We start from the raw sequence: 23,359 nt of genomic DNA, 5'->3' as shown, positions 1-23,359 counted from the left end.
AGGGAGGGGCTCGCACCAAAATGCATGGCGCGCGATCGGGTGATGCAAAAGCGGACTAGATCCGCCGCTCCTGCTTGAGGCGATCGATTGCGGCGGCGGCTTCTGGCGGCAGCGACTTGAAGCCCATCTGGCCCACGGTCGAGAACAGCGGCCGCAGATGCGAGCCGGCGAGGAAGGGCGGCTGGCGGTTCGTCGGCACGATCTGGTCGAACACCAGCACCAAGGTGGTGGCGACGAGGCCGACCCTGGCGGCGCCGAGCGCGGCGCCGCCGAGCCGGTCGCCGATGCCGGCCTCGCCGATCGTGTCGTTCAGCGCAATGCGGCCGATCTGGCCGAACAGCATGCCGACGACCACGAAGATGGCGAAGAACCAGATCCAGTTTTGCAGCAGCGGCGAGTTCGGATTGCCGGCGATCTGCGGTGCGATCAGCGGCATCAGCGCCACCGCGATCGGCGCCGCGAGCAGATAGGCGAGGATGGTCATGGCGCTGCGCAGCAGCCCGGTCCGAAAGCCCAAGCCGACCGCGACGGCGAGCGCGGCGTAGACGGCGAGATCGAAACTGTTCATGCGCGAAAGCCCTGCCTCGACGGAACGAATGAACGCCGAGCCGATCATTCCGGTTTCAGATCGCTAAAATCGTCTGTATTGGTGGCTCCAAAGCTCAAGGGAACCGCGCAAGGAACGCGTCATGTCAGACCTATTCGACGTCAGTAAAGAAACCATCCTCGTCACCGGTGCGAGCCAGGGGCTGGGCCGGCAATTTGCCCGGATGCTGGCGGCGCATGGCGCGGCCGTCGCGCTCGCCGCACGGCAGACCGACAAATTGAAGAGCCTGGAAGAGGAAATCCGCGGCAAGGGCGGCCGCGCCGCGGCGGTCGCGCTCGACGTCACCGACACCGCCTCGATCGCCAAGGCGGTCGATGCCGCCGAAGCCGCGCTCGGTCCCGTCACCGTGCTGATCAACAATGCCGGCATCGCCATCGAGAAGCTCGCGACCGAGCAGACCGAGGCGGATTGGGATGCGGTGATCGGCGCCAATCTCAAGGGCGCCTATTTTCTCGCGACCGAAGTGGCGCGCCGCATGATCGCGCGCAAGCAGCCGGGCAACATCGTCAACATCGCTTCCGTGCTCGGCACCGGCGTCTTGAAGGCGCTCTCGCCTTACGCGATCTCGAAGGCCGGCATCATCCAGGCGACAAGAGCGATGGCGCTGGAGCTCGCGGGCCAGAACATCCGCATCAACGCGCTCGCGCCCGGCTACATCGATACCGAGATGAACCACGCCTTCTGGTCGACGCCATCAGGCGAGCGCCTCGCCAAACGCATCCCGCAACGCCGCGTCGGCGCCGAGTCCGATCTCGACGGCGCGATTCTGCTGCTGGCGTCGAATGCGTCGCGCTACATGACGGGGAGCGTGGTGACGGTGGACGGCGGGTTTTTGCTGAGTTGAACGTGTATTCGCCGCCCTATCCACATCGTCATTGCGAGCGCAGCGAAGCAATCCAGAGTCTTTCCGCGGAGGGATTCTGGATTGCTTCGCTGCGCTCGCAATGACGCAAGGCGATGCTACCGCATCTCACCCTTGATCATATCCGCCGCCTTCTCCCCGATCATGATGGTCGGCGCATTGGTGTTGCCGCCGATCAGCGTCGGCATGATCGAGGCGTCGACGACGCGCAATCCTCCGACCCCATGGACCTTCAATGCCGGATCGACCACCGCCATCGTGTCCGTACCCATCTTGCAGGTGCCGACGGGGTGATAGACGGTGTCGACCCGCGCGCGCAGAATGGCGCGGATGTCGTCGTCCGTTCTCACGCCGGACGTGAACATGTCCTTCTTCTGTAGCGCTCGCAGCGCAGGCGTCTCCATCAGACGCCGCGTCGTCTTGAAGCCGGCGACCATCCTCTCGACATCCTCTTCCTCGCCGAGGAAATTCGGATCGATCATCGGTGCTGCCAGTGGATCGGCGCTTTTCAGCCAGATGCTGCCGCGGCTCTTCGGCCTGAGCAGGCAGACATGGCATGAGAAGCCCGCCTCCTTGTGCTTCTTGCGGCCGTGGTCGTCGAGCATCGCGATGACGAAGTGGAGCTGGATGTCCGGCACGTCGAGATCAGGCCGGGTTTTCAGGAAGCCTCCGCATTCGGCGAAATTGGTCGTCATCACGCCGCGCCGCTCGCGGCGATAGCGTTGGATGCCGCGCAGCAGGGAGGGCAGCCGACTGATCGAGGCGTGAACGAAGTGCGGATAGTCGGAGGCGTAGACGAACACGAAGTCCGGATGGTCCTGCAGATTGCGCCCGACGCCCGGCAGGTGATGCACGACGCCGATGCCGTGCGCGGCAAGCGCATCGCCGTCGCCTATTCCCGACAGCATCAATAGCTGCGGCGACTGGAAGGCACCGGCGGCGAGGATCACCTCGCGGCGGGCGCGCATCTGCTTCTTTTGTCTGCCCTGCACATATTCGATGCCGACCGCGCGCCCGCCTTCGAACAGGATCTTCGTTGCCTGCGCTCCGGTCTCGACCCGCAGATTCGGCCGCTTGTCCATGTGGGGAGCCAGATAAGCGCGCGCCGCGCTCCAGCGCTCGCCGTGGCGCTGGGTTACCTGGTAGCTGCCGAGCCCTTCATGGTCCTCTTCATTGAAGTCCTCGCGGATGCGGAACTGCGCCTCGCGCGCGGCCTGATGGAAGACGTCATGGATCGGATTGTCCGAGCGCAGCCTGTTGACGTGCAGCGGGCCACCCTTGCCGTGATATTCGCCGTCGAAATCGGCGTTGTTCTCCGACCGCTTGAAATAGGGCAGCACGTCCGCATACGACCAGCCGGCATTGCCGAGCGCGGCCCAATGGTCGTAATCCCATTTGTGGCCGCGGATGTAGACCATCGCGTTGATGGCCGAGGATCCGCCGAGGCCCTTGCCGCGCGGTTGATAGCCGATGCGGCCGTTCAAGCCCTTCTGCGGCACGGTATCGAAGGCCCAGTTGGCCGCGGCGTAGGGCAACGCCAGCCCGAATGGCGTGGTGATCCGCCAGGTGTCGTTTCGTCCGCCCGCATCGAGCAGCGCGACGGATGTCGGCGCATCCTCCGACAGCCGACCTGCGACGGTGCAGCCGCCCGAGCCCGCGCCCACGACGACGAAATCGAATGTGTCGGTCAACGTTGTTCCCCCCGGAATGACTCCCCGGCGTTTCAGCCTTAATCTTGTTGCCGCAAGCTGGTCCTTTGTGGAACTTCTGGCAAGAGCGCGCGGAACGGCGCGGAAATTCGCTCATCCCCCTGTCACAAAGTCGAAAAAAACGTTCCCGCAGCCCTTTCCAAAGGCAGCCCGCCTTGATACATACCCCCCGCACCCGACGGGCATTGCCCGGGGGTCGCCTTCCAAGGAAGCCTTTGGGACGGAAGCGGCAAGCCAGCGCGACCAGCGCCGGCCTCAACCGACCGTCCCCAGGATTTAACCGAAGGCGCGCAAAGGTTTAACGCGGGGTGGAGCAGCCCGGTAGCTCGTCAGGCTCATAACCTGAAGGTCATAGGTTCAAATCCTATCCCCGCAACCAAATTCGGATTGACCGGATCCGAGACGACAACGGCCCGCTTGATGCGGGCCGTTTTTGTTGGGCGATGGGATCGCCGCGCTATCTCGCCGCGGTCTGCCAGGCGAGTAGCCGCTGCTCGACCAGTGACATCGCAATCGACGTCACATATCCGGTCGCACCGAGCAGGATGACGCCGGCGAAGAGGTCGGCGGATCGGAACGCGCGTGCCGAGAGCAGGACCCAGTGACCAAGGCCATCGAGGCCGGCCAGGATCTCGCAGACGACCGAGAGGATCAGCGCGACCGTCAGGCTGAGCCGCATGCCCGCGAGGATATCCGGCAATGCCGAGGGCAGGGCGATCTTGGCGATGATTGCGGTGCGCGACATCTGCAGCGAGCGGGCGACTTCATACAGCCGCGGCTCGACTGCGGCAAAGCCGTGAATGGTTGCGAGCATGATCGGCCAGATCGCGCCAAAGGCGATCACGAACAGCGCCATGCCTTGCGTCAGCCCGAGCATCGCGATCGCCACCGGGATGATCGCCGAGACCGGCAGCGGCCGCAGGAATTCCAGCGACGGCGCGACATAGGCCCGCATCATCTTGGACGAACCGATCAGCGCGCCGAGCGCAATGCCCGCGATCGAGGCGGCGAACCAGCCATAGGCCATGTGCTCCAGCGTGCCGATCAGCTTGCCCGCGAGATCACCGCTCGAAAAGCCGCGCACCAAAGCGGCCCAGGCGCGGTCCGGACCGGGCAGGAACACCGGCGAGACCAGCTTCAGATTGGCAATGAGCTGCCACGCCGCGATGAAGCCGGCTGCGACGAGGACGCTGGCGACACGCCAGAGGATCGCCGTGCGGTTCATGGATTATCTCCGGCAAGCGCGGCGCGGCCGAACAGGCGGCGCTGCGCCGTGATCAACAGGATGTTCAGCGCGTAGCCGATCACGCCGATCCAAACGAGATAGGCGAGCATCAGGTCGGCGCGCAGCGCCTGCTGCGCCAGCATGATGCCGGCACCGAGGCCAATCGGATTGATCGCGATCTCGACGGTGACGGCGACGATCAGGGCGATGCCGGCCGACAGGCGGAAGGCGACGAAGATTCGCGGCAGTGCGGCCGGGATCACGATCTTCGCGATCCGTTGCGGCGCGCTCAGCCGCAAGGCCCGCGACACTTCCATCAATCGCGGCTCGATGCTGCGCACCGCGCTGCGGGTCAGGATCAGCATCGGCCAGACGCAGGCGAACGCCACGATCACGATCTCCATGCGGTAGCCGAAGCCGAGCGCGATCAACGCAATAGGCAGCAGCGCGATCGAGGGAATCGGGCGGATCGCCTCGACCGTCACCTCCATCAGCCGGTCGAGGGGACGCGAAATGCCGAAGGCGATGCCGAGCGCAAGCCCGATGGCGCTGCCGATCGCAAGGCCTGCAAAGGCGGCGAACAACGTGTCGCGGGTCGCGATCGGAATCGAGAGATCGGCAAGCGCATTGGCCAGCGCCGCGAGGATTGCGCTCGGCGGCGCCAGGCTGTCGCTTTGCAGATGGGCGAGGCGTGCCCACAGCTCGAACGCCAGCATCAGCGCCAGCGGCAGCAACAAAGGCTTCGTGCGGTCGAGGCTCAATGTTCGGTCGCCTTGATGAAGTCGAACAATTGCCGGCGCAGCCGCAGGAATTCCGGCTGCTCGCGGGTGGCGAGCTGGTCGCGCGGACGCGGCAGGTCGACGTCGAGCTCGATCCCGATCCGGCCCGGATGCGGCAACAGGCCGATGACGCGGTCGCCGAGATAGATCGCCTCGTCGAGATCGTGGGTCACGAAGATCACGGTGGTCTGGCTCGCCTGCGTCAGCGACAGCACCTCGTCCTGCAAGCCCTGCCGCGTCATCGCATCCAGCGCGCCGAACGGCTCGTCCATCAGCAGCGTGGTCGGCTCCTGCGCAAGGCAGCGCGCGATCTGCAGGCGTTGCTGCATGCCCCCCGACATCTCGGTCGGATATTTGTCGGCATGGCCGGGCAGGCCGACCTTGCGCAGCAGCGCATCGATGCGCGCGCCGCGTTCGCGCGCCGGCACGTGCGAGGCTTCCAGCGCCAGCGAGATGTTTCCGGAAGCGGTCCGCCACGGCAACAGCGCCTTGCCGTAATCCTGGAACACGATCGCGACCTCGCGCCGCGGCGCGGTGATCTCTTCGCCGTCGAACGTCACCGCGCCGCTCGTGGGGCGATAGAGGCCTGCGGCGAGCCGCAGCGCCGTGGTCTTGCCGCAGCCGGAGGCGCCGACGATGCAGAGGAATTCGCCCGGCCGGACCTGAAGATCGAGATTCTCGATGATGGTTTTGCCGCCGAGCCGCAGCGTCGCGGCATTGAACGCGATCAGCGCTTTTTGCCGCCGCGCGGCGCGCGCCTCAATGAGCTTGGCAACGACGCTCATGATTGCTCCCCGCGCATCTCCGGATAGACGAACTTGATGGTCGAGTGCAGATGCGCCGCCAGCATCTTCTGCGCGGCGGCCACGTCGCGGGCGAGCACATGGTCGGCGAGCATCTGGTGACTGCGGATGAAGCCCTCGCCGCTATCGATGGCGCTCATCATCACGCGGCGGTAGCGGTAGGCCTGGTCGTAGAGGTCGGAATGGGCGGCCAGCATGCGCCGCGAGCCGCAGGCGGCGAGCAGCGCGGTGTGAAAGCCCTTGTGCAGCCGGTCGAAATCGGCCGCGCCCTCGCGGAATTCGTTGCCGGTGCGCTCGATGTGCCGGCGCATCTGATGCAGCGCGCTGACGATGCCGGCCTCCCAGGCGACATCACCGTGGAGGATGGCGAGCCTGACCGCCTCGATCTCGATCGCCGTTCGCATGCAGGTGATGTCGGCGAGATCCTCGCGGCTGACCTCGGCGACGCGAAAGCCGCGCTGGCCGATGCCGACGATCAGGCCGCGCGACATCAGCCGCGACAGGCCTTCGCGCAAGGGGGTGGCGCCGATCTCGTAGCGCTGCACGAGGTCGATGATGCCGAGCCGCGATCCCGGTGCGAGATCTCCGGCCAGGATGTCCTGTTCGATCAGGCTTGCGGCGCGCTCGCTCAGGGTTCCGGTCTCAGCCGGCGGGCGTTCGAGAGTGCGCTCGGGAGCAGGCATCGTCGATATCCCTAGTTCAGCACCAGTTTCGCGGTGTCGAGCTTTGATTGCAGCATCTTCTGCGACGACATCACCTCGATCCACCAGCTGAGGTTTTGCGGCTTGAGGTTCGGCTCGGACTGGTTCGGCGGCGTCGCCTTGACGAGATCGAGCGGCTGCTTGGTGAATTTGGCGATCGAGGCCGAGGCCTTCTCGGGGTCGCTGTTGACGATGACGGCGGCCTCCGCGATGGCTTCGCGGAATTTCTTCACATTCGCCGCATTCTTCTCCGCCCAGTCGCGCGATGCGGCATAGAAGATGATCGGATCGGTACGGCCGAGCTCGGCGCCGTAGCGCGCGCCGACCGAGCCGAGCCCCGCATTGCTCATGCGCGTGACGAACGGCTCGGCCGTGAGCACGGCATCGACGCCGCCTGATTTGATGATGTCGGCCATGGTCGGGAAGGTGACTTCGACGAAATTGACGCTTCGGGGATCGACGCCTTTCTCGACCAGCCATTTCACGAACAGCACGTGCAGGAAGGCGTTCAGGCCGGGTGCGCCGACCTTTTTGCCGGTGAAGTCCTTGGGATCCTTGATCGTGATGCCGTTGCGGACGAACGCCGCGATCGCGGTGTTCGAGGTCGGGTTCATGACCGAGGCGCCGGCGATCGCGACCAGGTCGAGGCCGCCGTCGACGGCCTGCAGGAAGACGGTGGAGGTGGGGCCGCCGACCTGAATCGAGTTCGACAGGATCGCCGCCGGGATGTTGGAGTTGATCGCGATCGGCGTCATCTCGACGTCCAGCCCGTGCTTTCTGAAGATGCCTTCGTCGACCGCGACCATGGCCGAAGCGCAGTCCGAGGTCGCGGTGCAGCCGATCTGGATCTTGGCCTGCGCCAGCGCTGTCGCCGTCAAGGCAATCGACACCCCGACGCCGAGCGTGAGACCTGCCAGCATGCTGCTTATCTGCGTTCGCCTCACCGCGCTCTCCCCAGTTTGTATTTTTCAGGCTTGTTTATCGATATTTTATCTGATCATATATTATGAACGATAGCAAGGGGTGCCCAAGGTGAAGCTCGCAACGTTCAGATCATCCGGTCAGGAGAAGATCGGCGCCGTCCACGCCAATGACAGCCAGGTGTTCGACCTCGCCGCCGCGGCCGCACGGGACGGCGGGGCCGATCCGGCCTTCGCCTCGATGCTGGCACTGATCGACGCAGGTCCTCGCGCGCTCGATTCTGCCCGGGCCCTGCTGGACAAGCACGGCCAGGACGCGACGCTGTCGGCGGCAGTCAGCGCCGTCGACATCCTCGCGCCGGTGCCGGAGCCCCGGCAGATGCGCGACGGCATGTCGTTTCCTCTGCACATCCTGCAAGCGCCGCGCGGGCAGCGGAAGCTCGCCGCACGCGCCAGGGGCGACATGGCGGAGTTGGCGCGCATCGACGCCGAGCCGCTCGGCGAGCTGCCCGAGGTCTATCGCAAGCAGCCGATCTACTACATCACCAACCGCTTCAGCGTCCGCGGCACCAACACCACGGTGAAATGGCCGCGCTACAGCAAGGTCATGGACTACGAGCTCGAGTTCGGGATCATCACCAGGAACAAGGGAGCGAACATCACGCCTGCGAAGGCTGGGGATCACATCTTCGGCTACACCATCTTCAACGATTTCTCCGCGCGCGACGCCCAGCGCATCGAGATGGAGGGGCGGCTCGGCCCGGCCAAGGGCAAGAGTTTTGACGGCGGCAACGTGATGGGTCCCTGGATCGTGACGCCGGACGAGATCGGCGATCCCTATCGTTTGAAGATGGAAGCGCGCGTCAACGGCGAGACCCGCTCCAAAGGCGTCTCCGAGGGCATGCTGTTTTCCTTCGAGGAGATCATTGCCCACGTCACCCAGGACGAGACGCTGATGCCCGGTGAATTCATCGGCTCCGGCACGGTCGGCAATGGCTGCGGCCTCGAGCTCGGCTGGTTTCTCGAGCATGGCGATACGATCGAGCTCGAGGTCGAGAAGATCGGCATTTTGAAGAACCGCGTCGAGCGGCAAGAAACCTGAAGAAGACGTCTGAAGGCGCGTCTGAAGCACGCCTGACGGCCGCCAACGAGAACAATCAACGAGGAAGCGCCATGACGAGCAAGCTGATCGACATCTCCGTCCCCCTGCAGAACGACGTGCCGGCCGATCCGCCCGGCAATCATCCGACGATCCAGTATATCAATCACCAGCAGGGCCTGCCGCGCATGCTGCAGTTCTTCGACGGATTGAAGGCCGAGGATCTGCCTGATGGCCAGGGCTGGGCGGTGGAGCAGGTCAGCCTCTCCACCCACAACGGCACGCATCTCGATGCGCCCTGGCATTTTCACCCGACCATGAATCGCGGCGAGCGGTCCTGGACCATCGACGAGGTGCCGCTGGAATGGTGCTTCCAGCCCGGGGTGAAGCTCGACTTCCGGCACTTGCCGGACGGCTACGTCGCAACGGCCAAGGATGTCGAGGCCGAGCTCAAGCGCATCGGCCATGAGCTGAAGCCGCTCGAGATCGTCGTGGTCAACACCAGCGCCGGCGCCAAATATGGCCGGCAGGACTACGTCACGTCGGGCTGCGGCATGGGCTATGAAGCCACCATGTACCTGCTCGAGCGCGGCGTGCGCCTGACCGGCACCGACGGCTGGAGCTGGGACGCGCCGTTCGTTCACACCGCGAAGAAATACGCCGAGACGAAAGACGCCAGCCTGATCTGGGAAGGGCACAAGGCCGGCCGTCATATCGGCTATTGCCATCTCGAGAAGCTGCACAATCTCGAATCGCTGCCGCCAACCGGCTTCAAGGTGTCATGCTTCCCCGTGAAGATCGAACGAGCCTCGGCAGGATGGACAAGAGCGGTCGCGATTTTGGAGGGGTAAGTTCTCGGGCGCCTGTACGCGTCCGCAACGCTTCAAATGGCCGTCATCAGCAACGGCTATGTCCTGCCCGGCGATATCGAGAGGCGTTGGAACCAAGCCGGACAGCGATGGACCATTTGCCCGCGATGCAACATTCGCGCGTCTGGCACGCGGTCGCGGCGTCACAGGTAGGACTGGAAGATGAAGCCAGAACGGCCGCGGCTGCGCCAATGTGCCTTGTCCCGAATTGACGATCGCCCGCTTCCTGAGCACGATCCAGCTCGCATCAGCCGGAGGCTCGGAGCGCTTGCGCGAGGGGGTTGAGCAAGGCGGGTTTGCCTGAATAGGCGGTTGTCACCGCGGTGGTTGCGCCTTCCTCAATGCCAACTCTCTCGAGGCGCGCCGTGCCCCGCTGGCAGAGCGTGCGAGCCGCGCGACTTGGCGACAAGCGTGCCAATATAGTCTTCGAGAGTGGTCCTCCCGCGTTCGAAGGGCTCTGACATGGCAAAGCCGCTATCGACGCTGACTGCGGTCATTCGCGCATAAGATTCGGCCGCTGCGGCAGAGAAGCCCAGCTTTCGATAAGCCGCAATCCATTGATCGCGCGGTAGGACCTCGACCTTCACCGGGCTGCCGAGCGCCGCCGCGAAGACGTCCGCTACGTCCTGCGGCGAATATCGCTCGGGCCCTTCGACATAATGTACATCATGATCGCAAGGTGGCTCCAGTAGACGGCGCGCGGCCGCTTTGCCGAGATCGGCGGGCGCGACCATCGGGATCTTCATGTCTCCCGGAATCATTGTCGGCAACACGCCTCCCGTCGCGGCACTGAGCATTTCGTCCCAGTTGCTCATGTAGTAGGCGCCTCGCTGTATGGTCGCCGGTATCGATCGCGCGGCAAGCGCCTGCTCGAAATCGTAGAGGATATTGAGATCGCCGCAGCGCTCGCCCGGCTGGGCGCCATAGGTGGATGCCGCGACGACTTTCTCGAGACCGGATCCGTCGACGGCCGCGACGATGCTCCGAACAGTAGCATGTTCCTCACGATCGGTGTCGGCCGAGACATCGGCGTTCGGGTTTAGCAGGAAAGCGCGGGTGCCCGTTCTGAACACCGCACGCAGGGCGTCGGCGTTGCGCACATCGACGACCACGGTCTGGGCGCCGCGTTTGCGCCAATCGGCTTCGTTGTTGCTGCTATGAAGCACGGCCGTGACTGGCCGACCTGCATTCAGCAACGTCGACGCCACTGCCGAGCCGACACGGCCGTTTGCTCCGATCACGATGAACATTTCTGCTCTCCATCAGGCTGAACCGGGTAAGTATTCCAGTCGCCCATGGTTCCGTAATCGAGCAAGCGGATCATAGGAAGGGCGTAAATCACAATTGCCGGAGGCACCTCGTTCCGACACCTCCTCTCAATGATTCGGCGACCGTTCGCGGCAGTGGTGCGGCCCCTCGGTGGTTGCGCATCCCCGCAACCAAGTTTGAATTTATCCGGACACGAGACGAAATGGCTCGCATGAGCTGGGGCCATTCTTGTTTCGGGTTTTGTGACCTTATAGAGATCATCGTCCGCCAAACGACCTTTGTAGATCGGATTGCGCGGCGCGCGCGGCCAATGACAGCAGAAGGCGCTCAGTACGCGAGCTTTGGATACCAGTCGGTGCCGCGCCCCTCTGGCGTGGTGTCGAGGATGGTCCAGAGCGGATCGATGTCGGGCGCGCCGCGTGGGTCCTGTTGTGGGTCGGCCATCGTGGCCCCCATCTCGCCGGACCAGAAATGCCGGATTGTGCCGTCGCGCTGCGTGAACACGCTGTAACCGGGCACGTCGGCGTCTTCGGCGCTGACGTAATCGCGGGTGTAATCGCCGGAGATGTCGGAGAAGATCTTGTGTCGTGACCAGCCACGCGCCTTCTTTGCCTCGATCAAACGCGCGATCGGCGACCGCGCGATGAAGACGAAGGCAATACGCTGCTCGACGTCGGGCAATTTGTGCTCCCACGTGCTCATGAATGAGGTGCACATCGGGCATGGCGTCTGCCGCTGCGGCCCGAACATGTAGCTGTAGATCGCGAGCGTCTGCTTGCCGTCGAACAAGTCGGAGAAATTCGCTTTGCCGTTCTCGCCCTCGAACACGTAGTTTTTCGTCACCTCGCCGCCGGGCGGCAGCGCCCGGCGCAGTTTAGCCACACGCTCGATTTGGCGACGCAGCTCGATCTCCTCGGCCAGCAGGCTTTGCCGGGCGCGGCGGTAGTCGGCGCTTTCGTTGGGAAAATGGGCCTTGTTCGTGCGAGCGAGTTCGGAAGCAGGCCTCAGGATGGAACTATCCATGGCTTAACCTCTGGTTAGGGCCGATATCTCTGAAGACGTTCGGCGACGCCTCGTTCCGACACCTCCACTCACCTATTCGGAATGTTTTCGCGATCGCAACATCGTTCGAACGACACGATATCGCGGCGGAACCCAACCTGCATCCGCGGCGTCGATGTCAGATGGCGGGATAGGATTGCTTCTTGGTTCGCCGTCGTTCGGAAAGGGCTCGTCCCATGAAGTTTGAGGATTTTGAAGCCGCCGATGTTCAGGCCGAGGACGCGCGGATTTTCATACGCCGGGGCGGTTCTGGACCGGCCATTCTCCTACTGCACGGATTTCCCCAGACGCATCTGATGTGGCGAGACGTTGCGCCGTTGCTCGCGCAAGACTTCACCGTCGTTTGTGCCGATCTTCGCGGATATGGTCGCAGCGCTTGTCCGCCCTCCAGCCCGGACCACGCGCCATATTCGAAACGGGCGATGGCAAAGGACATGGTGTCCGTCATGACAAAGCTTGGCTTCACCCGTTTCTCGGTAGCGGGCCATGATCGCGGCGGCCGCGTCGCTTATCGGCTTGCGCTCGACCATGGCGAACGCGTGGAACGGCTCGCCGTCCTCGACGTCGTTCCGATCGCCGATGCCTGGGAACGCGCGGACAAGAAACTGGCAGTCGGCTATTGGCCTTGGTCATTGCTCGCGCAGCCTGAGCCGCTCCCCGAGCGGCTCTTGTCCGCAGCACCCGATGCCGTCGTCGACAATGCGCTCCATGGTTGGGGGTCGAGCGCAGACAGTTTCAGTTCAGCCGTACGGGCGGCCTACGTCGAGGCGTTGCGCGATGAGGCGCATGTTCATGCGATCTGCGAGGAATATCGCGCGGCGGCGACAATTGATCACGAACACGACCTAGCCGATCGCAATTCCGGCCGTCGGATCGATTGCCCTGTTCTCGTCCTCTGGAGCGGCCGCGGACCGTTGAATTCATGGTATGCGGGCGCGGGTGGCCCCTTGGGGTTATGGCGAAACTGGGCCGGCGACGTGCAAGGAAAGCCGCTCGATGGAGGACATTTCTTCCCGGAGGAGCTTCCGCAGCAGACCGCGGGCGAGTTGAGCCGGTTCTGCGGTAGGCGCTAGCAGCGTGGCCGACATGCCGCCACCGTCATTCCTTATGGCCAAACGCAATGCTCCTGCCACGGTCGGTTCGCTTACGGTCGAGCATCACGCCAGAGCTGAATCAGCTGTTTCACGCCAGGAAAACCGCAGAAGGCTCCACCTCGATGAGGAACTCAGCTCTGGCAAGGCTTGGCACGCCAATCCAGGTTGTACACGGCGGATGATCGCCGAACGCCGCTTTGAGGGCGCAGCTGATGGCTTTGCCTTCGTGGAGGTGACTCTGCTTGATGTAGAGCCGCAACGCACCCACCTGATCGAGTTTCGCACCGACCGATGCCAGCGCAACGCCAAGGTTTTCCAAGCTCTTGCTGAGTTGACGGCCGATGTCGCCAGCGCCAACGATGTTCTGTTCTGCGTCCCAGGCAACCTGACCGGACACATACACGACGTCGCCAAACGGCGTGGGGACCGTCGCAACCTGCGCAAACCCGTAGCGCAGGCTATCGAAAATTCCGACAGGAGCATGCACCGATCGGCTCATGAACGCTTCCCTTGGCCAGAGCGCCAGTCGGCGGCGCCTCCATCAGTAGTGCAGAAAGCCAGCAAGCGGTGAAACGCAGCAGCCAGACCCGGCCTGTCCGACCTCCTGCGATGATGCCACTATGCTCCTGTTTTGCCCGACGAAGCAAATCGCGGAAGACGTCATTCGGAATGGGCGGCAACGATCGCGGCCAATTCTCCTCGGCTCGCTTGGGCAAACAGGACAGGGCGAGTCAAACCACGATCCCTTGGCTTTTTCGCTCCTGAATTCCTGTCCGACCCGCACCCAATCCCGCTCCCCACCTAACCCATTGATCTTGCAACCATCGTCTACTGTGCATGGGGTTGTTTTCGCAGTTTTGAGGTCGGGCTCGCCTGTTGCAGCGCAAGAGCGCGGCTGGCTGCCCCACAAAGTCCCTTGCGTGGCTCCCGGGGTCGGCTACCGTTGCCGGGCTAGCCAATGCGGCAGTCGACCTTTTGATTCACGTTTTTTAGCATCCGATTGTTCGGCGCCGCTCTTGGCGCGACGCCCAGCGAACGAGGCGGGGCCATGATCACACGGGACCAGTCGGCATTGTTGGCGCCGGTCGAGCGCGATTTGCGGCTCGATCTCTTCCGCGGCATCGGCTTGTGGATGATCTTCCTCGACCACATCCCGCACGATGTCGTGGCCTGGCTGACGCTGCGCAATTTCGGCTTCAGCGATGCCGCCGAGTTCTTCGTCTTCATCTCCGGCTATCTCGTCGGCTGGATCTACGGGCCGATCGTCGCCGGCGGCTGGTTCCTCGCCGCGCTCAAGCGGCTGTGGCGCCGCGCGGCGGAGATGTACGTCGCCCACATCATGCTGTTCCTGCTGTTCACCGCGCAGATCGCCCGCACCGCGCGCCGCTTCGACAATCCGATGTACGAGCACGAGTTCAACGTGTTCAATTTCCTGGCGCATCCGGACGAGCTGATCGGGCAGGCGATCCTGTTGAAATACAAGCCGGTCAATCTCGACGTGCTGCCGCTCTACATCACGCTGGTGTTCGCCGCGCCCTTCATCGTGTGGGGCCTGGTGCGGCGGCCGAACCTGACGCTCGCCGGCTCCGTGGTGCTCTACGTGCTGTCGCGCTGGTTCGACTGGAACGTGGCGTCCTATCCGCCCGGCAGCCACTGGTACTTCAATCCGTTCTGCTGGCAGCTGATGTTCGTGTTCGCGGCCTGGTGCGGCATCGGCCAGATCGACCAGATCGCCCGATGGGTGTGGTCGAAGCCGGCGATGGCGCTGGCCGCGGCCTGGCTGGTCTTTGCGCTGCTGATCGTGATGACCTGGCACGTCCACGCGCTGGAAGCCCTGATCCCGAAATGGATGATCAAGGCGATCTACCCGATCGACAAGACCGACCTCGACATGCTGCGCTTCACCCATTTCCTGGCGCTGGCGATCTGGGTGACCCATTTCATTTCGCGCAAATGGCGGCCGCTGTACCGCGGCTGGCTGCGCCCCGTGATCCTCTGCGGCCAGCATTCGCTGCCGATCTTCTGCCTAGGCGTGTTCTTGTCGTTCTCGGCGCACTGGATCCTCACTCAGTACAACAAGGGCATCTGGGAGCAGCTTGCCGTCTCTATCGCCGGCATCGTCATCATGATTGGCGCGGCCTGGCTGCTCGACCGGGCCAAGCGGGTGCCGAACCTGTTCGTGAAGGTGACGGAGGTCGAGGAGACGGCATTGCAAAGCACGCCGGCGGCGACGGCCGCGGCAGTGCCTGCGGCTCGTTGAAACATCGCGCATCCGGCTTCCACGTGGCGAAGGAGAGATTCATGTCGAGACGTGTGTTGACCATCGCCGGCGTCCTGCTGCTCCTCACCTGCGCTGCATCGGCACAGACGCCCTCGCCGGAGGCGATGGACGCGGCGCGCAAGCTCGTGGTCACCTTGAAGATCGCGGACCCCTATCGCGCGCTATTGCCGCAGCTGCTGCTCAAGCTCCGCCCGGTGGTCGCGCAGGACCGGCCGGAGATCGAGCGCGACTATGACGCGATGACGGCCGCCGGCTCCGAGATCTACGCTCCGGCCCTTGCGGCGATCACCGACCAGATCGCCGCGCTCTATGCTGCGAGTTTCAGCGTCGACGAGTTGCGCCAGATCGAGGCGTTCTATGCCCAGCCCGTGGGGCAGAAGTTCCTGGCGAAGTCGGATGCGCTGGCGCAGGCGAGCGCGCAGGTCGGCCAGGACGTCAGCCAGAAGGTCGCCGACGACCTGAAGCTGCGTCTGATCGAGACGCTCCGGCAGAAGGGGCGCAAGCCCTGAGCCCTACTGATGTGCGGCATCCGTCGCGCAGATCCATTCAGCTGCGGCCTCAGTTTGACGGCGCTGACAGCGCCGACTACGCTCCGCGGAACACGAAAGCTCGCGGCATTTGTGCCGAGCGAAAATTCCACGGGGAAGAAATGACCGTCGACACCGCAGCCACCATCTCGAAAGCGCGCGAGCATTCCATCGGCGATCTCCTGCGCCGCTCCGCGAGCCGCGAGCCGAACAAGCTCGCGCTGAGCTGCGGCGACGTGAGCTGGAGCTTTGCCGAGATGGACGCGATCTGCAACCGGCTCGGCCGCGGCCTGCTCGGGCTCGGCGTGAAGAAGGGCGACCGCCTCGCGGTGCTCTCGCGCAACTCGCACGCCTTCGCGGCGCTGCGCTTCGCCGTGGCACGGATCGGCGCCGTGCTGGTGCCGATCAACTTCATGCTCAATCCGGACGAGATCAATTTCATCCTGAAGAGCTCCGGCGCAAAGCTGCTCGCGACCGGTCCCGACTTCGTCGAGCCGGCACGCGCGGCGAGCGCGAAGGATTGTGCGGTTGAGAAGATGATCTGGCTGCCGGGCGAGGATCCCGCAACCGCGCCCGCGGGCCTCACCACCTTCGACGATCTCTTGCATGCCGACGGCTCGTTCCTGGACGCGTCGGTCGACAGCCGCGATCTCGCGCAGATCGTCTACACCTCAGGCACGGAATCGCTGCCCAAGGGCGCGATGCTGACCCATGACGCCGTGATGTGGCAATATGTCAGCTGCATCATCGACGGCGGCATGAGTGCGGACGACAAGTTCCTGCACGCTTTGCCGCTCTATCATTGCGCCCAGCTGGATGTGTTCCTGGGCCCGCAGGTTTATCTCGGCGCCTCCGGGGTGATCACGGGCAAGCCGACCGCGGACAACATCCTGGCGCTGATCCAGGCGCACAGGATCACCTCGTTCTTCGCGCCGCCGACGATCTGGATCGCGATGCTGCGCTCGCCGAACTTCGACAAGACTGATCTGTCGACCTTGCAGAAGGGCTATTACGGCGCCTCGATCATGCCGGTGGAAGTCCTGCTCGAGCTTCAGCGCCGCCTGCCCGCCGTGAAATTCTGGAATTTCTACGGCCAGACCGAGATCGCGCCGCTCGCGACCGTGCTGCGGCCGGAGGATCAGCTCCGCAAGGCCGGGTCGGCCGGCAAGCCCGTGATCAATGTCGAGACGCGGGTCGTCAACACGGCGATGGATGACGTCAAGGTCGGCGAAGTCGGCGAGATCGTGCATCGCTCGCCGCATCTGCTCTCCGGCTATTACAACGATCCGGTCAAAACCGCGGCGGCATTCGCCGGCGGCTGGTTTCACTCCGGCGATCTCGCCACCGTCGACGAGGAAGGCCACATCACCGTGGTCGACCGCGTCAAGGACATGATCAAGACCGGCGGCGAGAATGTCGCGAGCCGCGAGGTCGAGGAGATGGTCTACAAGATTCCGGCAGTCTCCGAAGTTGCCGTGGTCGGCCTGCCCGATCCGCGCTGGATCGAGGCGGTCACCGCGATTGTCGTGGTCAAGACCGGGGAAAAACTCGACGAAGACACCGTCATCAAGCATTGCGCTGGCCAGATGGCTCATTTCAAGGTCCCCAAGCGTGTGATCTTCGTGGATAGCTTGCCGAAGAATCCGAGCGGCAAGCTGCTCAAGCGCGAGCTGCGCCAGCGCTTCGTCGGCGGCGAGACGCTCGACAAGGCGGTGCAGAAGAGCTTCGGGACCTAGCAGGCATCGTTCCGGCGCCGTCGCGGCGGAAGCGGCCTATTCGGCCTCGCTGGCCAGCTTCCTGACATCGTCGGGCGTCGCCCCGAAACGGCGGCGAAACGCGCGATGGAAGTAGGAGACGTCGTGAAATCCAGCGAGGTGCGCGATCTCGATGATCTTGCGCGAGCGCAGGCCCGGGTTCCGAAGCAGCCGCTCGGCGCGCAGCAGACGTTGCTCGAGCACGAAGCCGCTATAGGTGATGCCGGCCTTCTCGAACAGCAGCTGGATCGTGCGCGCGCTGATGCGGTGCGTGGCCGCAATGTCGGACAGCGACAGCGCGGCGCTGTCCAGCTGAGCCAGGATGTCGGCCTTGATGGCTTCGAAACGCGCCGCCGCAAGGCCGCGCAGTCGCGCCTCCTCGGCGACATCGCCGCGCGCTCCGATCATCAGCACGGCGAGGTCGAACAGGTGCTGCGAGACCGCATCGAGCTCCGCGGGGGCGAGCTTGTCGGCATGCGCGTGTGCGAGGTCGTAATACCGCAGGAACATCGACGTGATCGGGTTGGCGCCAGGAATCGCGCGTGCAATCAGGTCCTCGGCGTTCGGGCACGCGCGCAGCAGCGCCTTGCGCGGCAGCAGCGCGGTCTGGAAATTGCCATGCGTTATCTGCGTGATGCGGGCGCCCTTGATCGAGGGATCGCCAATCGTGACGTCGCCCGCGGCGATCTCCAGCGGGCGCTTGCCCATCGCCCCGCTCAAGGCCGAATTGGGCGACATCGTAACGATCAACTCATCGTTCGTCCCCAATGACACGAAAGACATCGGCGTGCCGAACGAGGCCGAGAGTCTGAGGCGGGGAAGAATGGCCGGCGCAATGGTCCGGTGAACCCGTCCTTCGCCCACCGGCACGAAATCGACGTTCGCCACCTGCCGACAGAACTGCTCGCGCCATTGTTCATAGGCTGCACCGTTCGGGTCGCCATCGAATGAGAGCTGCGGCTGGGTCATCGATCGCCGGAACGCCTATTGCCGATTCATTGCGGTTCGCACTTTCGTCGGCGCGCCGGGGATGCGGCAACTCAAAAAGCACCGGATTGCGCAAAAAACCACTCGCAACTACGCGCCGAGCCAGCGACCAGGTGCCGCAGCCTGCTTATTGGGCAGATCGAAGGCGGGCAGTTTGCGCCGCGCCCGCCGTGCGGCGCTGTGGCTCAATACTTCTTCACCGCCGCGCCGAAAGTCAGCCATAGCGCGATCGACGCGAGGCCGAAGCTGCCGAGCAGCAGGAAGGTCGGCCCATAGCCGATCCATTGCGCGATCCAGCCGCCGAGAGCGGGACTGAGGCTCGCGCCGACGCCCTGCACGGTGATCACGGCGCCCTGGCCGAGATTGATGCGGCCGGTGCCGTTGAGCGAGCGCGCGACCATGCCGGGGACGGCGACGGTCTGCAGTCCGGTGCCGATGCCGTCGAGCACCTGCATCGGCACCACGCCCCACCACCCCGTGACGAAGAAGGCGAGCACGCCGCGGACCGGCAAGAACATGAAAGACACCAGGATCACCGGCCAGTAATTGCGCTTGCTCGCGGCCTTCATCGCGATCAGCGACGTCACGGTCATCACGCCTTGTGCGATCACCACGGTGGTTGCGACGAAGCTCGGCCCGTTGGCTTGTCCCTCGGCGACCGCGGCAAGTCCGTACAGCGGCACGATCGCGGCATTGCCGAGATGGAATAGCGCGAGGGCGAGAGCCAGCACGAGCAGCGCCTTGTGCTTCAGCAGCATCGCCATCGCATCCGGCGGCGCCTTGGAATCGTCTTCCTTGCTGCCGCGCGCGGCACGGTCGTCGATCGCCTCGGCTGGAATCATCATGACGCAGGCGATGGCGATGGCACCGAACACGGCCGCCAGCGCGAACACGGCGACATAGCCGAACTTGTAGCCGAGATAGCCCGACAATGCGGCGCCAACCATGTTGCCGGCATGGTTGAAGGCTTGGTTGCGGCCGTTGAGCGCATTGAAGCCCTTCTGCTTGGCGATGCCGAGCGTGATGCCCGTGACCGCTGGCACGATTGCGGCGCTCGCCAGCGATTGCGCGACTTGCGAGAACGTCACCGCCCAGAAGTTTTGCGAGATCAGGATGATCGCGGATGCCGCGACCACGCAGATGCCGGGAATGACGACCCAGAGCCGCTTGTTGCGGCTGGAATCGATGAAGCCGCCAATCGGCGTGGTGATCAGCATGCCCGCGACATTGCCGATAGTCATGGCGGTGCCGATCAGCCCGCTGGCCCAGCCGCGCTCCTGGAGGAACACCCCGACGAACGGCCCGATGCCCGACTGCATGTCGGCCATGAAGAAGTTGAGCGCGAACAGTGGCCAGATGCGAGACGTTGAAGGGCGCGATGTCATCGAGACGCTGAACTTGATGCTGCCGATCGAATCGGATCTCGCATGAGGCGGGGTCGACGGGCGCTGCGGGTGCCCGAGGCGGACCAGAACTTAACCTGCTCTCATCGCATTGGTTCCGGTTGCTCTTGCGATCCGACGACTGCGACGTCATGTCTTGCAACGATGGACTCAAGATGGATCACCGCAATGGCCCTCTGGACCTGCGCAACCTGCGGCGCTCAATTCCCGGATAGCAGAAATCCCCCTGCGGCCTGTCCGATCTGCGAGGACGAGCGCCAGTTCGTCGGCTGGAGCGGTCAGGCCTTCCTCACGCGCGAGGAGCTCGCGCGCGAGCACCGACTGGTGGTGCGCGACGATCTCGGCCTGACCGGGATCGGGATGGAGCCCAGCTTTGCCATTGGTCAGCGCGCGCTGCTGGTGCCCGACAGCAACGGCTGCGTGATGTGGGATTGCCTTCCGCTCGCGACCGATGGGGTCAACCAGCACGTCGCAGCACTCGGCGGCCTCAAGGCAATCGCGATCTCGCATCCGCATTACTATGGCGCGGCCGCCGACTGGAGCGACACATTCGGCGGCGTGCCGGTCTATCTGCACGCCGACGATCGCGCCTTCGTCACGCGGCCTCATCCGGCGATCGTGCACTGGACCGGCGAAAGCCATCGCCTCTCCGACGACGTGGTGCTGCTGCGTACCGGCGGCCACTTTGCCGGCGCCACGGTGCTGCACTATGCGCATGGTGCGGACGGGAAGGGCGCGTTGCTCACGGGGGATATCGCGCAGGTGACGATGGACCGGCGTTTCGTCAGCTTCATGTATTCCTATCCGAACTACATGCCGCTCAACGCCGCCGCGGTGCGGCGCATTGCGTCAGCCGTCGATCCGCTCGCCTTCGACCGGATCTACGGCGCCTGGTGGGGCCGTAACATCGCCAGCGGTGCCAAGGCCGCGTTTGCTGCGTCCGTCGCACGCTATCTCGCGGCCATCGCCTGAGCCGGGCTGAGGATCGGATTTATCTTGCCGCTCTCGAATAACTGTACTAAAGGTACATTATAAGGCGAGCGGCGCGTCCGCGAAAGCCGGCATGATCGATGCATCGCGACGCAGAGAAGGCCGCCGTAAGCGGGAGCTGGGTGCATGACGGCGCAACGCGATTACGAGATTTTCAAGGCCGGCGACGTCACGCTCCAGTCCGGGACCGTGTTTCCCGCGCTGAAGCTCGCCTACAAGACCTACGGCACGCTGAGCGCCGACAGGGACAACGTCATTCTCTATCCGACCTCGTTCAGCGCGCAGCACACCGACATTGAATGGCTGATCGGTCCCGACGGCGTGCTCGATCCCACGCGTTATTTCATCATCATCCCGAACCTGTTCGGCAATGGCCTGTCATCCTCGCCCTCGAACACGCCCGCGCCCTTCCCCGAGGTGAGCTATCACGATGCCATCGCGGTCCAGCACCGGCTGCTCACCGAACACTTCGGCATCTCGAAGCTTGCGCTGGTCTATGGCTGGTCGATGGGTGGCATGCAGGCCTATCACTGGTCGGCGCTGCATCCGGACATGGTCGCGCGCGCCGCGGTCGTCTGCGGCAGCGCCCGCTGTGCCCCCTACAACCACGTCTTCCTCGAAAGCGTGAAGGCCGCGCTCTCGACCGATCCCGCCTTCCGCGACGGCCGTTTCGTGGAAAGACCTGTCGCCGGCTATCGTGCCATGGGGCGCGTCTATGCCGGCTGGGCGATGTCGCACGGCTTCTATCGCGACGAAGTCTGGCGCGAAGCTGGCTTCACCTCACTCGAGGATTATCTCACCCGCGCCTGGGATGCGACCTTCGCGCGGCGCGATGCCAACGACCTTCTCGCGCAAATCGGCATCTGGCAGCGTGGCGACATCAGCCGCTGTGCGGCCTTCGCTGGCGATCTCGACCGGGCGCTGGCGGCGATCAAGGCCCACATGCTGCTGTTGCCGGGCGCGACCGACCGCTATTTCGACCTCCGCGATAACGAGGACGAGCTCGGCAAGCTCGTCAACGCGAGATCGGCGGTGCTGCATCCGATCCCATCGCTGCATGGCCATCGCGCCGGCAACCCCATCAACAATCCGCGCGACCAGGCCTTCATCAAGGCCGAGATCGCCGAGCTTCTCCGCAAATAGGGCACGCAACCGATCATGAGCGACGCAACCAATTCGGACGCCGGCCATCGCCTGAAGCCGTTGACGCCGGCCACGCTGCGCGAATTGTCGGTTCGCTCCAACGTCAGAGGTTCGGTGCAGAGCCTCGGCCATTACGGCGTGATTATGCTGATGGGCGCACTGATCTTTTTCGTTTCGTCGAGCTGGGGCGTGCTCTGGGCGCTGCCGCTGATGGTGGTGCAGGGCTATGTCGTCGCCTTCCTGTTCATGGCGGTGCACGAGACCGCGCACAAGACCGCATTCAGGAGCCGCGGCCTCAATCTCGGCGTCGGTTATCTCTCGGCATTCATCATCGGGCTGCCTTACGAATATTACTGCCTGTTTCACTGGGACCATCATCGCTACACGCAGGATCCGGAAAGGGATCCCGAGCTGATCGTTGGCGTGAAGCCGACGTCCGACACCCGGCTTGCGCTCGCCTATAGCGGCCTGCTCCAGGTCGCCGGCCGTCTGCGGCTGATGCTGGGCCATGCGATCACCGGCAAGGTCGTCGTGCCATGGATACCCGAGAGCAAGCGCAGCACCATCGTGGCCGAGGCGCGCGCCTATGTCGCGCTGTACGCCCTGCTGCTCGCGCTCTCGCTGTGGTTCTCTTCAGCGCTGCTGCTCTGGGTCTGGATCGTGCCGCTGATCATCGGGCAGTGCTTCCTGCGGCCCTATCTCTATGCCGAGCATACCGGCTGCGACCGCACCCGCAGCGCCTTTCAGAACACCCGCACCACCTATACCGGTGCCATCGTCAAATGGTTCGCGTGGAACATGCCCTATCATGTCGAGCACCACGCTTATCCCTCGATCCCCTTTCACGCGCTGCCGAAGCTCAACGCGATCGTCGATGGCGAGATTGTCCATCGCGGCCGCGGCTACATCAGAACGACGCGCGAGACCTGGGCCTGGTTTCGCCGGCAGCGGCAGGCGGGCTAGCTCAACGCAAAACTCCGGCCGCGATGCGACCGGAGCTTTGTCGTGAAGGCGAGATATCAGTAGATCCCGTAGGCGCAGACATTCACGACGCGCACGCGCAGGCCGTGACGGGTCTGGACCAGGCGCTCCTGGTAGCAATTGCTGACGCCGGTGTTGACATAGACGCCGCCGAAGCCCCAGCCGGGACCCCAGTGATGACCCCAGTGGTGATGATGGAAGCCACCGGCCGAAGCGGCGGTGGGCGCGAGAGCGGCAACGCCGAGCGAACCGGCGGCGATCAGACCAAGTGCAAGCTTACGAAACATCTTCATT

At 64.1% G+C, this 23,359-nt stretch carries 23 protein-coding genes and 1 tRNA gene; 11 read left to right on the top strand and 13 right to left on the bottom strand.

The annotated features are described in order from the left end of the window. Positions 1–55 precede the first annotated feature (55 nt). Positions 56–568, bottom strand: a complete 513-nt coding sequence (locus ACNJYD_RS35515) for a CvpA family protein (RefSeq protein WP_439364731.1) — start codon at positions 566–568, stop codon at positions 56–58. Positions 569–689: 121 nt separating this feature from the next. On the opposite strand from ACNJYD_RS35515, the gene ACNJYD_RS35510 reads away from it, so the two are divergent. Continuing rightward, positions 690–1,451, top strand: coding sequence for an SDR family oxidoreductase (locus ACNJYD_RS35510; protein ID WP_439364730.1), 762 nt, complete (start codon positions 690–692; stop codon positions 1,449–1,451). Between the two features lie 116 nt (positions 1,452–1,567). On the opposite strand, the gene ACNJYD_RS35505 is transcribed toward ACNJYD_RS35510, so the two are convergent. Next, a complete protein-coding gene (locus ACNJYD_RS35505) occupies positions 1,568–3,160 on the bottom strand; it encodes a GMC family oxidoreductase (protein ID WP_439364729.1) in 1,593 nt (530 codons plus the stop codon). Between the two features lie 320 nt (positions 3,161–3,480). On the opposite strand from ACNJYD_RS35505, the gene ACNJYD_RS35500 reads away from it, so the two are divergent. Continuing rightward, positions 3,481–3,557 (top strand) — tRNA-Met (locus ACNJYD_RS35500). A 78-nt stretch (positions 3,558–3,635) separates the two neighbouring features. Here ACNJYD_RS35500 and ACNJYD_RS35495 read toward each other — a convergent pair. From ACNJYD_RS35495 to ACNJYD_RS35475, 5 genes are read right to left on the bottom strand one after another with little or no spacing between them, the layout of a single operon-like run. Next, complete coding sequence (locus ACNJYD_RS35495) at positions 3,636–4,403, bottom strand: ABC transporter permease (protein ID WP_212260064.1); 768 nt, start codon at positions 4,401–4,403, stop codon at positions 3,636–3,638. Continuing rightward, the gene (locus ACNJYD_RS35490; RefSeq protein WP_212260065.1) at positions 4,400–5,164 is read right to left on the bottom strand and encodes an ABC transporter permease; all 765 of its coding nucleotides are present in this window, start codon (positions 5,162–5,164) and stop codon (positions 4,400–4,402) included. The genes ACNJYD_RS35495 and ACNJYD_RS35490 overlap by 4 nt, the downstream gene beginning before the upstream one ends. Continuing rightward, entirely contained in the window at positions 5,161–5,967 is an 807-nt protein-coding gene (locus tag ACNJYD_RS35485; protein ID WP_212260067.1) for an ABC transporter ATP-binding protein, read from the bottom strand. The genes ACNJYD_RS35490 and ACNJYD_RS35485 overlap by 4 nt, the downstream gene beginning before the upstream one ends. After that, a complete protein-coding gene (locus tag ACNJYD_RS35480) occupies positions 5,964–6,668 on the bottom strand; it encodes a GntR family transcriptional regulator (protein WP_212260068.1) in 705 nt (234 codons plus the stop codon). Before ACNJYD_RS35480 ends, ACNJYD_RS35485 begins: the two co-directional genes overlap by 4 nt. An 11-nt stretch (positions 6,669–6,679) precedes the next feature. Beyond that, on the bottom strand, positions 6,680–7,606 hold the full coding sequence (locus ACNJYD_RS35475) for an ABC transporter substrate-binding protein (RefSeq protein WP_212260069.1): 927 nt from the start codon (positions 7,604–7,606) through the stop codon (positions 6,680–6,682). A gap of 112 nt (positions 7,607–7,718) precedes the next feature. Here ACNJYD_RS35475 and ACNJYD_RS35470 point away from each other — a divergent pair, with 112 nt between their 5' ends. Continuing rightward, positions 7,719–8,708, top strand: a complete 990-nt coding sequence (locus ACNJYD_RS35470) for a fumarylacetoacetate hydrolase family protein (protein WP_212260113.1) — start codon at positions 7,719–7,721, stop codon at positions 8,706–8,708. Positions 8,709–8,779: 71 nt separating this feature from the next. Continuing rightward, positions 8,780–9,556, top strand: coding sequence for a cyclase family protein (locus ACNJYD_RS35465; RefSeq protein ID WP_172787055.1), 777 nt, complete (start codon positions 8,780–8,782; stop codon positions 9,554–9,556). Positions 9,557–9,912: 356 nt separating this feature from the next. Here the strand turns inward: ACNJYD_RS35465 and ACNJYD_RS35460 are convergent, their stop codons facing one another. Together ACNJYD_RS35460 and ACNJYD_RS35455 are read right to left on the bottom strand one after the other, a co-directional pair. Continuing rightward, complete coding sequence (locus tag ACNJYD_RS35460; RefSeq protein WP_212260070.1) at positions 9,913–10,824, bottom strand: NmrA family NAD(P)-binding protein; 912 nt, start codon at positions 10,822–10,824, stop codon at positions 9,913–9,915. Between the two features lie 346 nt (positions 10,825–11,170). After that, complete coding sequence (locus ACNJYD_RS35455; protein WP_212260072.1) at positions 11,171–11,866, bottom strand: DUF899 family protein; 696 nt, start codon at positions 11,864–11,866, stop codon at positions 11,171–11,173. Between the two features lie 215 nt (positions 11,867–12,081). Between ACNJYD_RS35455 and ACNJYD_RS35450 the strand changes: the two genes are divergently transcribed. After that, entirely contained in the window at positions 12,082–12,978 is an 897-nt protein-coding gene (locus tag ACNJYD_RS35450; protein WP_212260073.1) for an alpha/beta fold hydrolase, read from the top strand. 109 nt (positions 12,979–13,087) lie between these two features. On the opposite strand, the gene ACNJYD_RS35445 is transcribed toward ACNJYD_RS35450, so the two are convergent. Next, complete coding sequence (locus ACNJYD_RS35445; RefSeq protein ID WP_212260074.1) at positions 13,088–13,498, bottom strand: RidA family protein; 411 nt, start codon at positions 13,496–13,498, stop codon at positions 13,088–13,090. Between the two features lie 549 nt (positions 13,499–14,047). Here ACNJYD_RS35445 and ACNJYD_RS35440 point away from each other — a divergent pair. From ACNJYD_RS35440 to ACNJYD_RS35430, 3 genes are all read left to right on the top strand, one after another. Next, positions 14,048–15,259, top strand: coding sequence for an OpgC domain-containing protein (locus tag ACNJYD_RS35440; RefSeq protein ID WP_439364728.1), 1,212 nt, complete (start codon positions 14,048–14,050; stop codon positions 15,257–15,259). Between the two features lie 41 nt (positions 15,260–15,300). Continuing rightward, a complete protein-coding gene (locus ACNJYD_RS35435; RefSeq protein ID WP_212260076.1) occupies positions 15,301–15,789 on the top strand; it encodes a DUF2059 domain-containing protein in 489 nt (162 codons plus the stop codon). A 140-nt stretch (positions 15,790–15,929) separates the two neighbouring features. Next, positions 15,930–17,543 carry an acyl-CoA synthetase gene (locus ACNJYD_RS35430; RefSeq protein WP_439364727.1) on the top strand — a complete coding sequence of 538 codons (1,614 nt, stop codon included), beginning with the start codon at positions 15,930–15,932 and terminating at the stop codon, positions 17,541–17,543. Between the two features lie 36 nt (positions 17,544–17,579). On the opposite strand, the gene ACNJYD_RS35425 is transcribed toward ACNJYD_RS35430, so the two are convergent. Beyond that, complete coding sequence (locus ACNJYD_RS35425) at positions 17,580–18,530, bottom strand: AraC family transcriptional regulator (protein ID WP_172787063.1); 951 nt, start codon at positions 18,528–18,530, stop codon at positions 17,580–17,582. A 203-nt stretch (positions 18,531–18,733) separates the two neighbouring features. After that, the gene (locus tag ACNJYD_RS35420; protein ID WP_439364726.1) at positions 18,734–19,876 is read right to left on the bottom strand and encodes an MFS transporter; all 1,143 of its coding nucleotides are present in this window, start codon (positions 19,874–19,876) and stop codon (positions 18,734–18,736) included. A 243-nt stretch (positions 19,877–20,119) separates the two neighbouring features. Here ACNJYD_RS35420 and ACNJYD_RS35415 point away from each other — a divergent pair, with 243 nt between their 5' ends. The 3 genes from ACNJYD_RS35415 to ACNJYD_RS35405 all read left to right on the top strand — a co-directional run bounded on the left by ACNJYD_RS35415 (position 20,120) and on the right by ACNJYD_RS35405 (position 23,047). Continuing rightward, positions 20,120–20,923, top strand: a complete 804-nt coding sequence (locus ACNJYD_RS35415; RefSeq protein WP_439364725.1) for an MBL fold metallo-hydrolase — start codon at positions 20,120–20,122, stop codon at positions 20,921–20,923. Between the two features lie 144 nt (positions 20,924–21,067). Then, positions 21,068–22,084 carry an alpha/beta fold hydrolase gene (locus ACNJYD_RS35410; protein ID WP_439364724.1) on the top strand — a complete coding sequence of 339 codons (1,017 nt, stop codon included), beginning with the start codon at positions 21,068–21,070 and terminating at the stop codon, positions 22,082–22,084. Positions 22,085–22,099: 15 nt separating this feature from the next. Further along, a complete protein-coding gene (locus ACNJYD_RS35405) occupies positions 22,100–23,047 on the top strand; it encodes a fatty acid desaturase (RefSeq protein WP_212260082.1) in 948 nt (315 codons plus the stop codon). A 56-nt stretch (positions 23,048–23,103) separates the two neighbouring features. Here ACNJYD_RS35405 and ACNJYD_RS35400 read toward each other — a convergent pair whose 3' ends face one another. Then, positions 23,104–23,352, bottom strand: a complete 249-nt coding sequence (locus ACNJYD_RS35400) for a hypothetical protein (RefSeq protein WP_027574962.1) — start codon at positions 23,350–23,352, stop codon at positions 23,104–23,106. Positions 23,353–23,359 lie beyond the last annotated feature (7 nt).

Origin of the sequence: Bradyrhizobium sp. SPXBL-02, assembly GCF_051853065.1 — a bacterium.
Lineage (GTDB): Bacteria > Pseudomonadota > Alphaproteobacteria > Rhizobiales > Xanthobacteraceae > Bradyrhizobium.
Note: the sequence above shows the minus strand (reverse complement) of the source record. Positions and strands in the feature narration are given on the sequence as shown.

Excerpts from the sequence above, each read along its gene's own strand:
- ACNJYD_RS35515 (WP_439364731.1), bottom strand. The coding sequence starts at position 568 with ATGAACAGTTTCGATCTCGCCGTCTACGCCGCGCTCGCCGTCGCGGTC.
- ACNJYD_RS35510 (WP_439364730.1), top strand. The coding sequence starts at position 690 with ATGTCAGACCTATTCGACGTCAGTAAAGAAACCATCCTCGTCACCGGT.
- ACNJYD_RS35495 (WP_212260064.1), bottom strand. The coding sequence starts at position 4,403 with ATGAACCGCACGGCGATCCTCTGGCGTGTCGCCAGCGTCCTCGTCGCA.
- ACNJYD_RS35485 (WP_212260067.1), bottom strand. The coding sequence starts at position 5,967 with ATGAGCGTCGTTGCCAAGCTCATTGAGGCGCGCGCCGCGCGGCGGCAA.
- ACNJYD_RS35480 (WP_212260068.1), bottom strand. The coding sequence starts at position 6,668 with ATGCCTGCTCCCGAGCGCACTCTCGAACGCCCGCCGGCTGAGACCGGA.
- ACNJYD_RS35475 (WP_212260069.1), bottom strand. The coding sequence starts at position 7,606 with ATGCTGGCAGGTCTCACGCTCGGCGTCGGGGTGTCGATTGCCTTGACG.
- ACNJYD_RS35465 (WP_172787055.1), top strand. The coding sequence starts at position 8,780 with ATGACGAGCAAGCTGATCGACATCTCCGTCCCCCTGCAGAACGACGTG.
- ACNJYD_RS35460 (WP_212260070.1), bottom strand. The coding sequence starts at position 10,824 with ATGTTCATCGTGATCGGAGCAAACGGCCGTGTCGGCTCGGCAGTGGCG.
- ACNJYD_RS35455 (WP_212260072.1), bottom strand. The coding sequence starts at position 11,866 with ATGGATAGTTCCATCCTGAGGCCTGCTTCCGAACTCGCTCGCACGAAC.
- ACNJYD_RS35450 (WP_212260073.1), top strand. The coding sequence starts at position 12,082 with ATGAAGTTTGAGGATTTTGAAGCCGCCGATGTTCAGGCCGAGGACGCG.
- ACNJYD_RS35445 (WP_212260074.1), bottom strand. The coding sequence starts at position 13,498 with ATGAGCCGATCGGTGCATGCTCCTGTCGGAATTTTCGATAGCCTGCGC.
- ACNJYD_RS35440 (WP_439364728.1), top strand. The coding sequence starts at position 14,048 with ATGATCACACGGGACCAGTCGGCATTGTTGGCGCCGGTCGAGCGCGAT.
- ACNJYD_RS35435 (WP_212260076.1), top strand. The coding sequence starts at position 15,301 with ATGTCGAGACGTGTGTTGACCATCGCCGGCGTCCTGCTGCTCCTCACC.
- ACNJYD_RS35430 (WP_439364727.1), top strand. The coding sequence starts at position 15,930 with ATGACCGTCGACACCGCAGCCACCATCTCGAAAGCGCGCGAGCATTCC.
- ACNJYD_RS35425 (WP_172787063.1), bottom strand. The coding sequence starts at position 18,530 with ATGACCCAGCCGCAGCTCTCATTCGATGGCGACCCGAACGGTGCAGCC.
- ACNJYD_RS35420 (WP_439364726.1), bottom strand. The coding sequence starts at position 19,876 with ATGGCCGACATGCAGTCGGGCATCGGGCCGTTCGTCGGGGTGTTCCTC.
- ACNJYD_RS35415 (WP_439364725.1), top strand. The coding sequence starts at position 20,120 with ATGGCCCTCTGGACCTGCGCAACCTGCGGCGCTCAATTCCCGGATAGC.
- ACNJYD_RS35410 (WP_439364724.1), top strand. The coding sequence starts at position 21,068 with ATGACGGCGCAACGCGATTACGAGATTTTCAAGGCCGGCGACGTCACG.
- ACNJYD_RS35405 (WP_212260082.1), top strand. The coding sequence starts at position 22,100 with ATGAGCGACGCAACCAATTCGGACGCCGGCCATCGCCTGAAGCCGTTG.
- ACNJYD_RS35400 (WP_027574962.1), bottom strand. The coding sequence starts at position 23,352 with ATGTTTCGTAAGCTTGCACTTGGTCTGATCGCCGCCGGTTCGCTCGGC.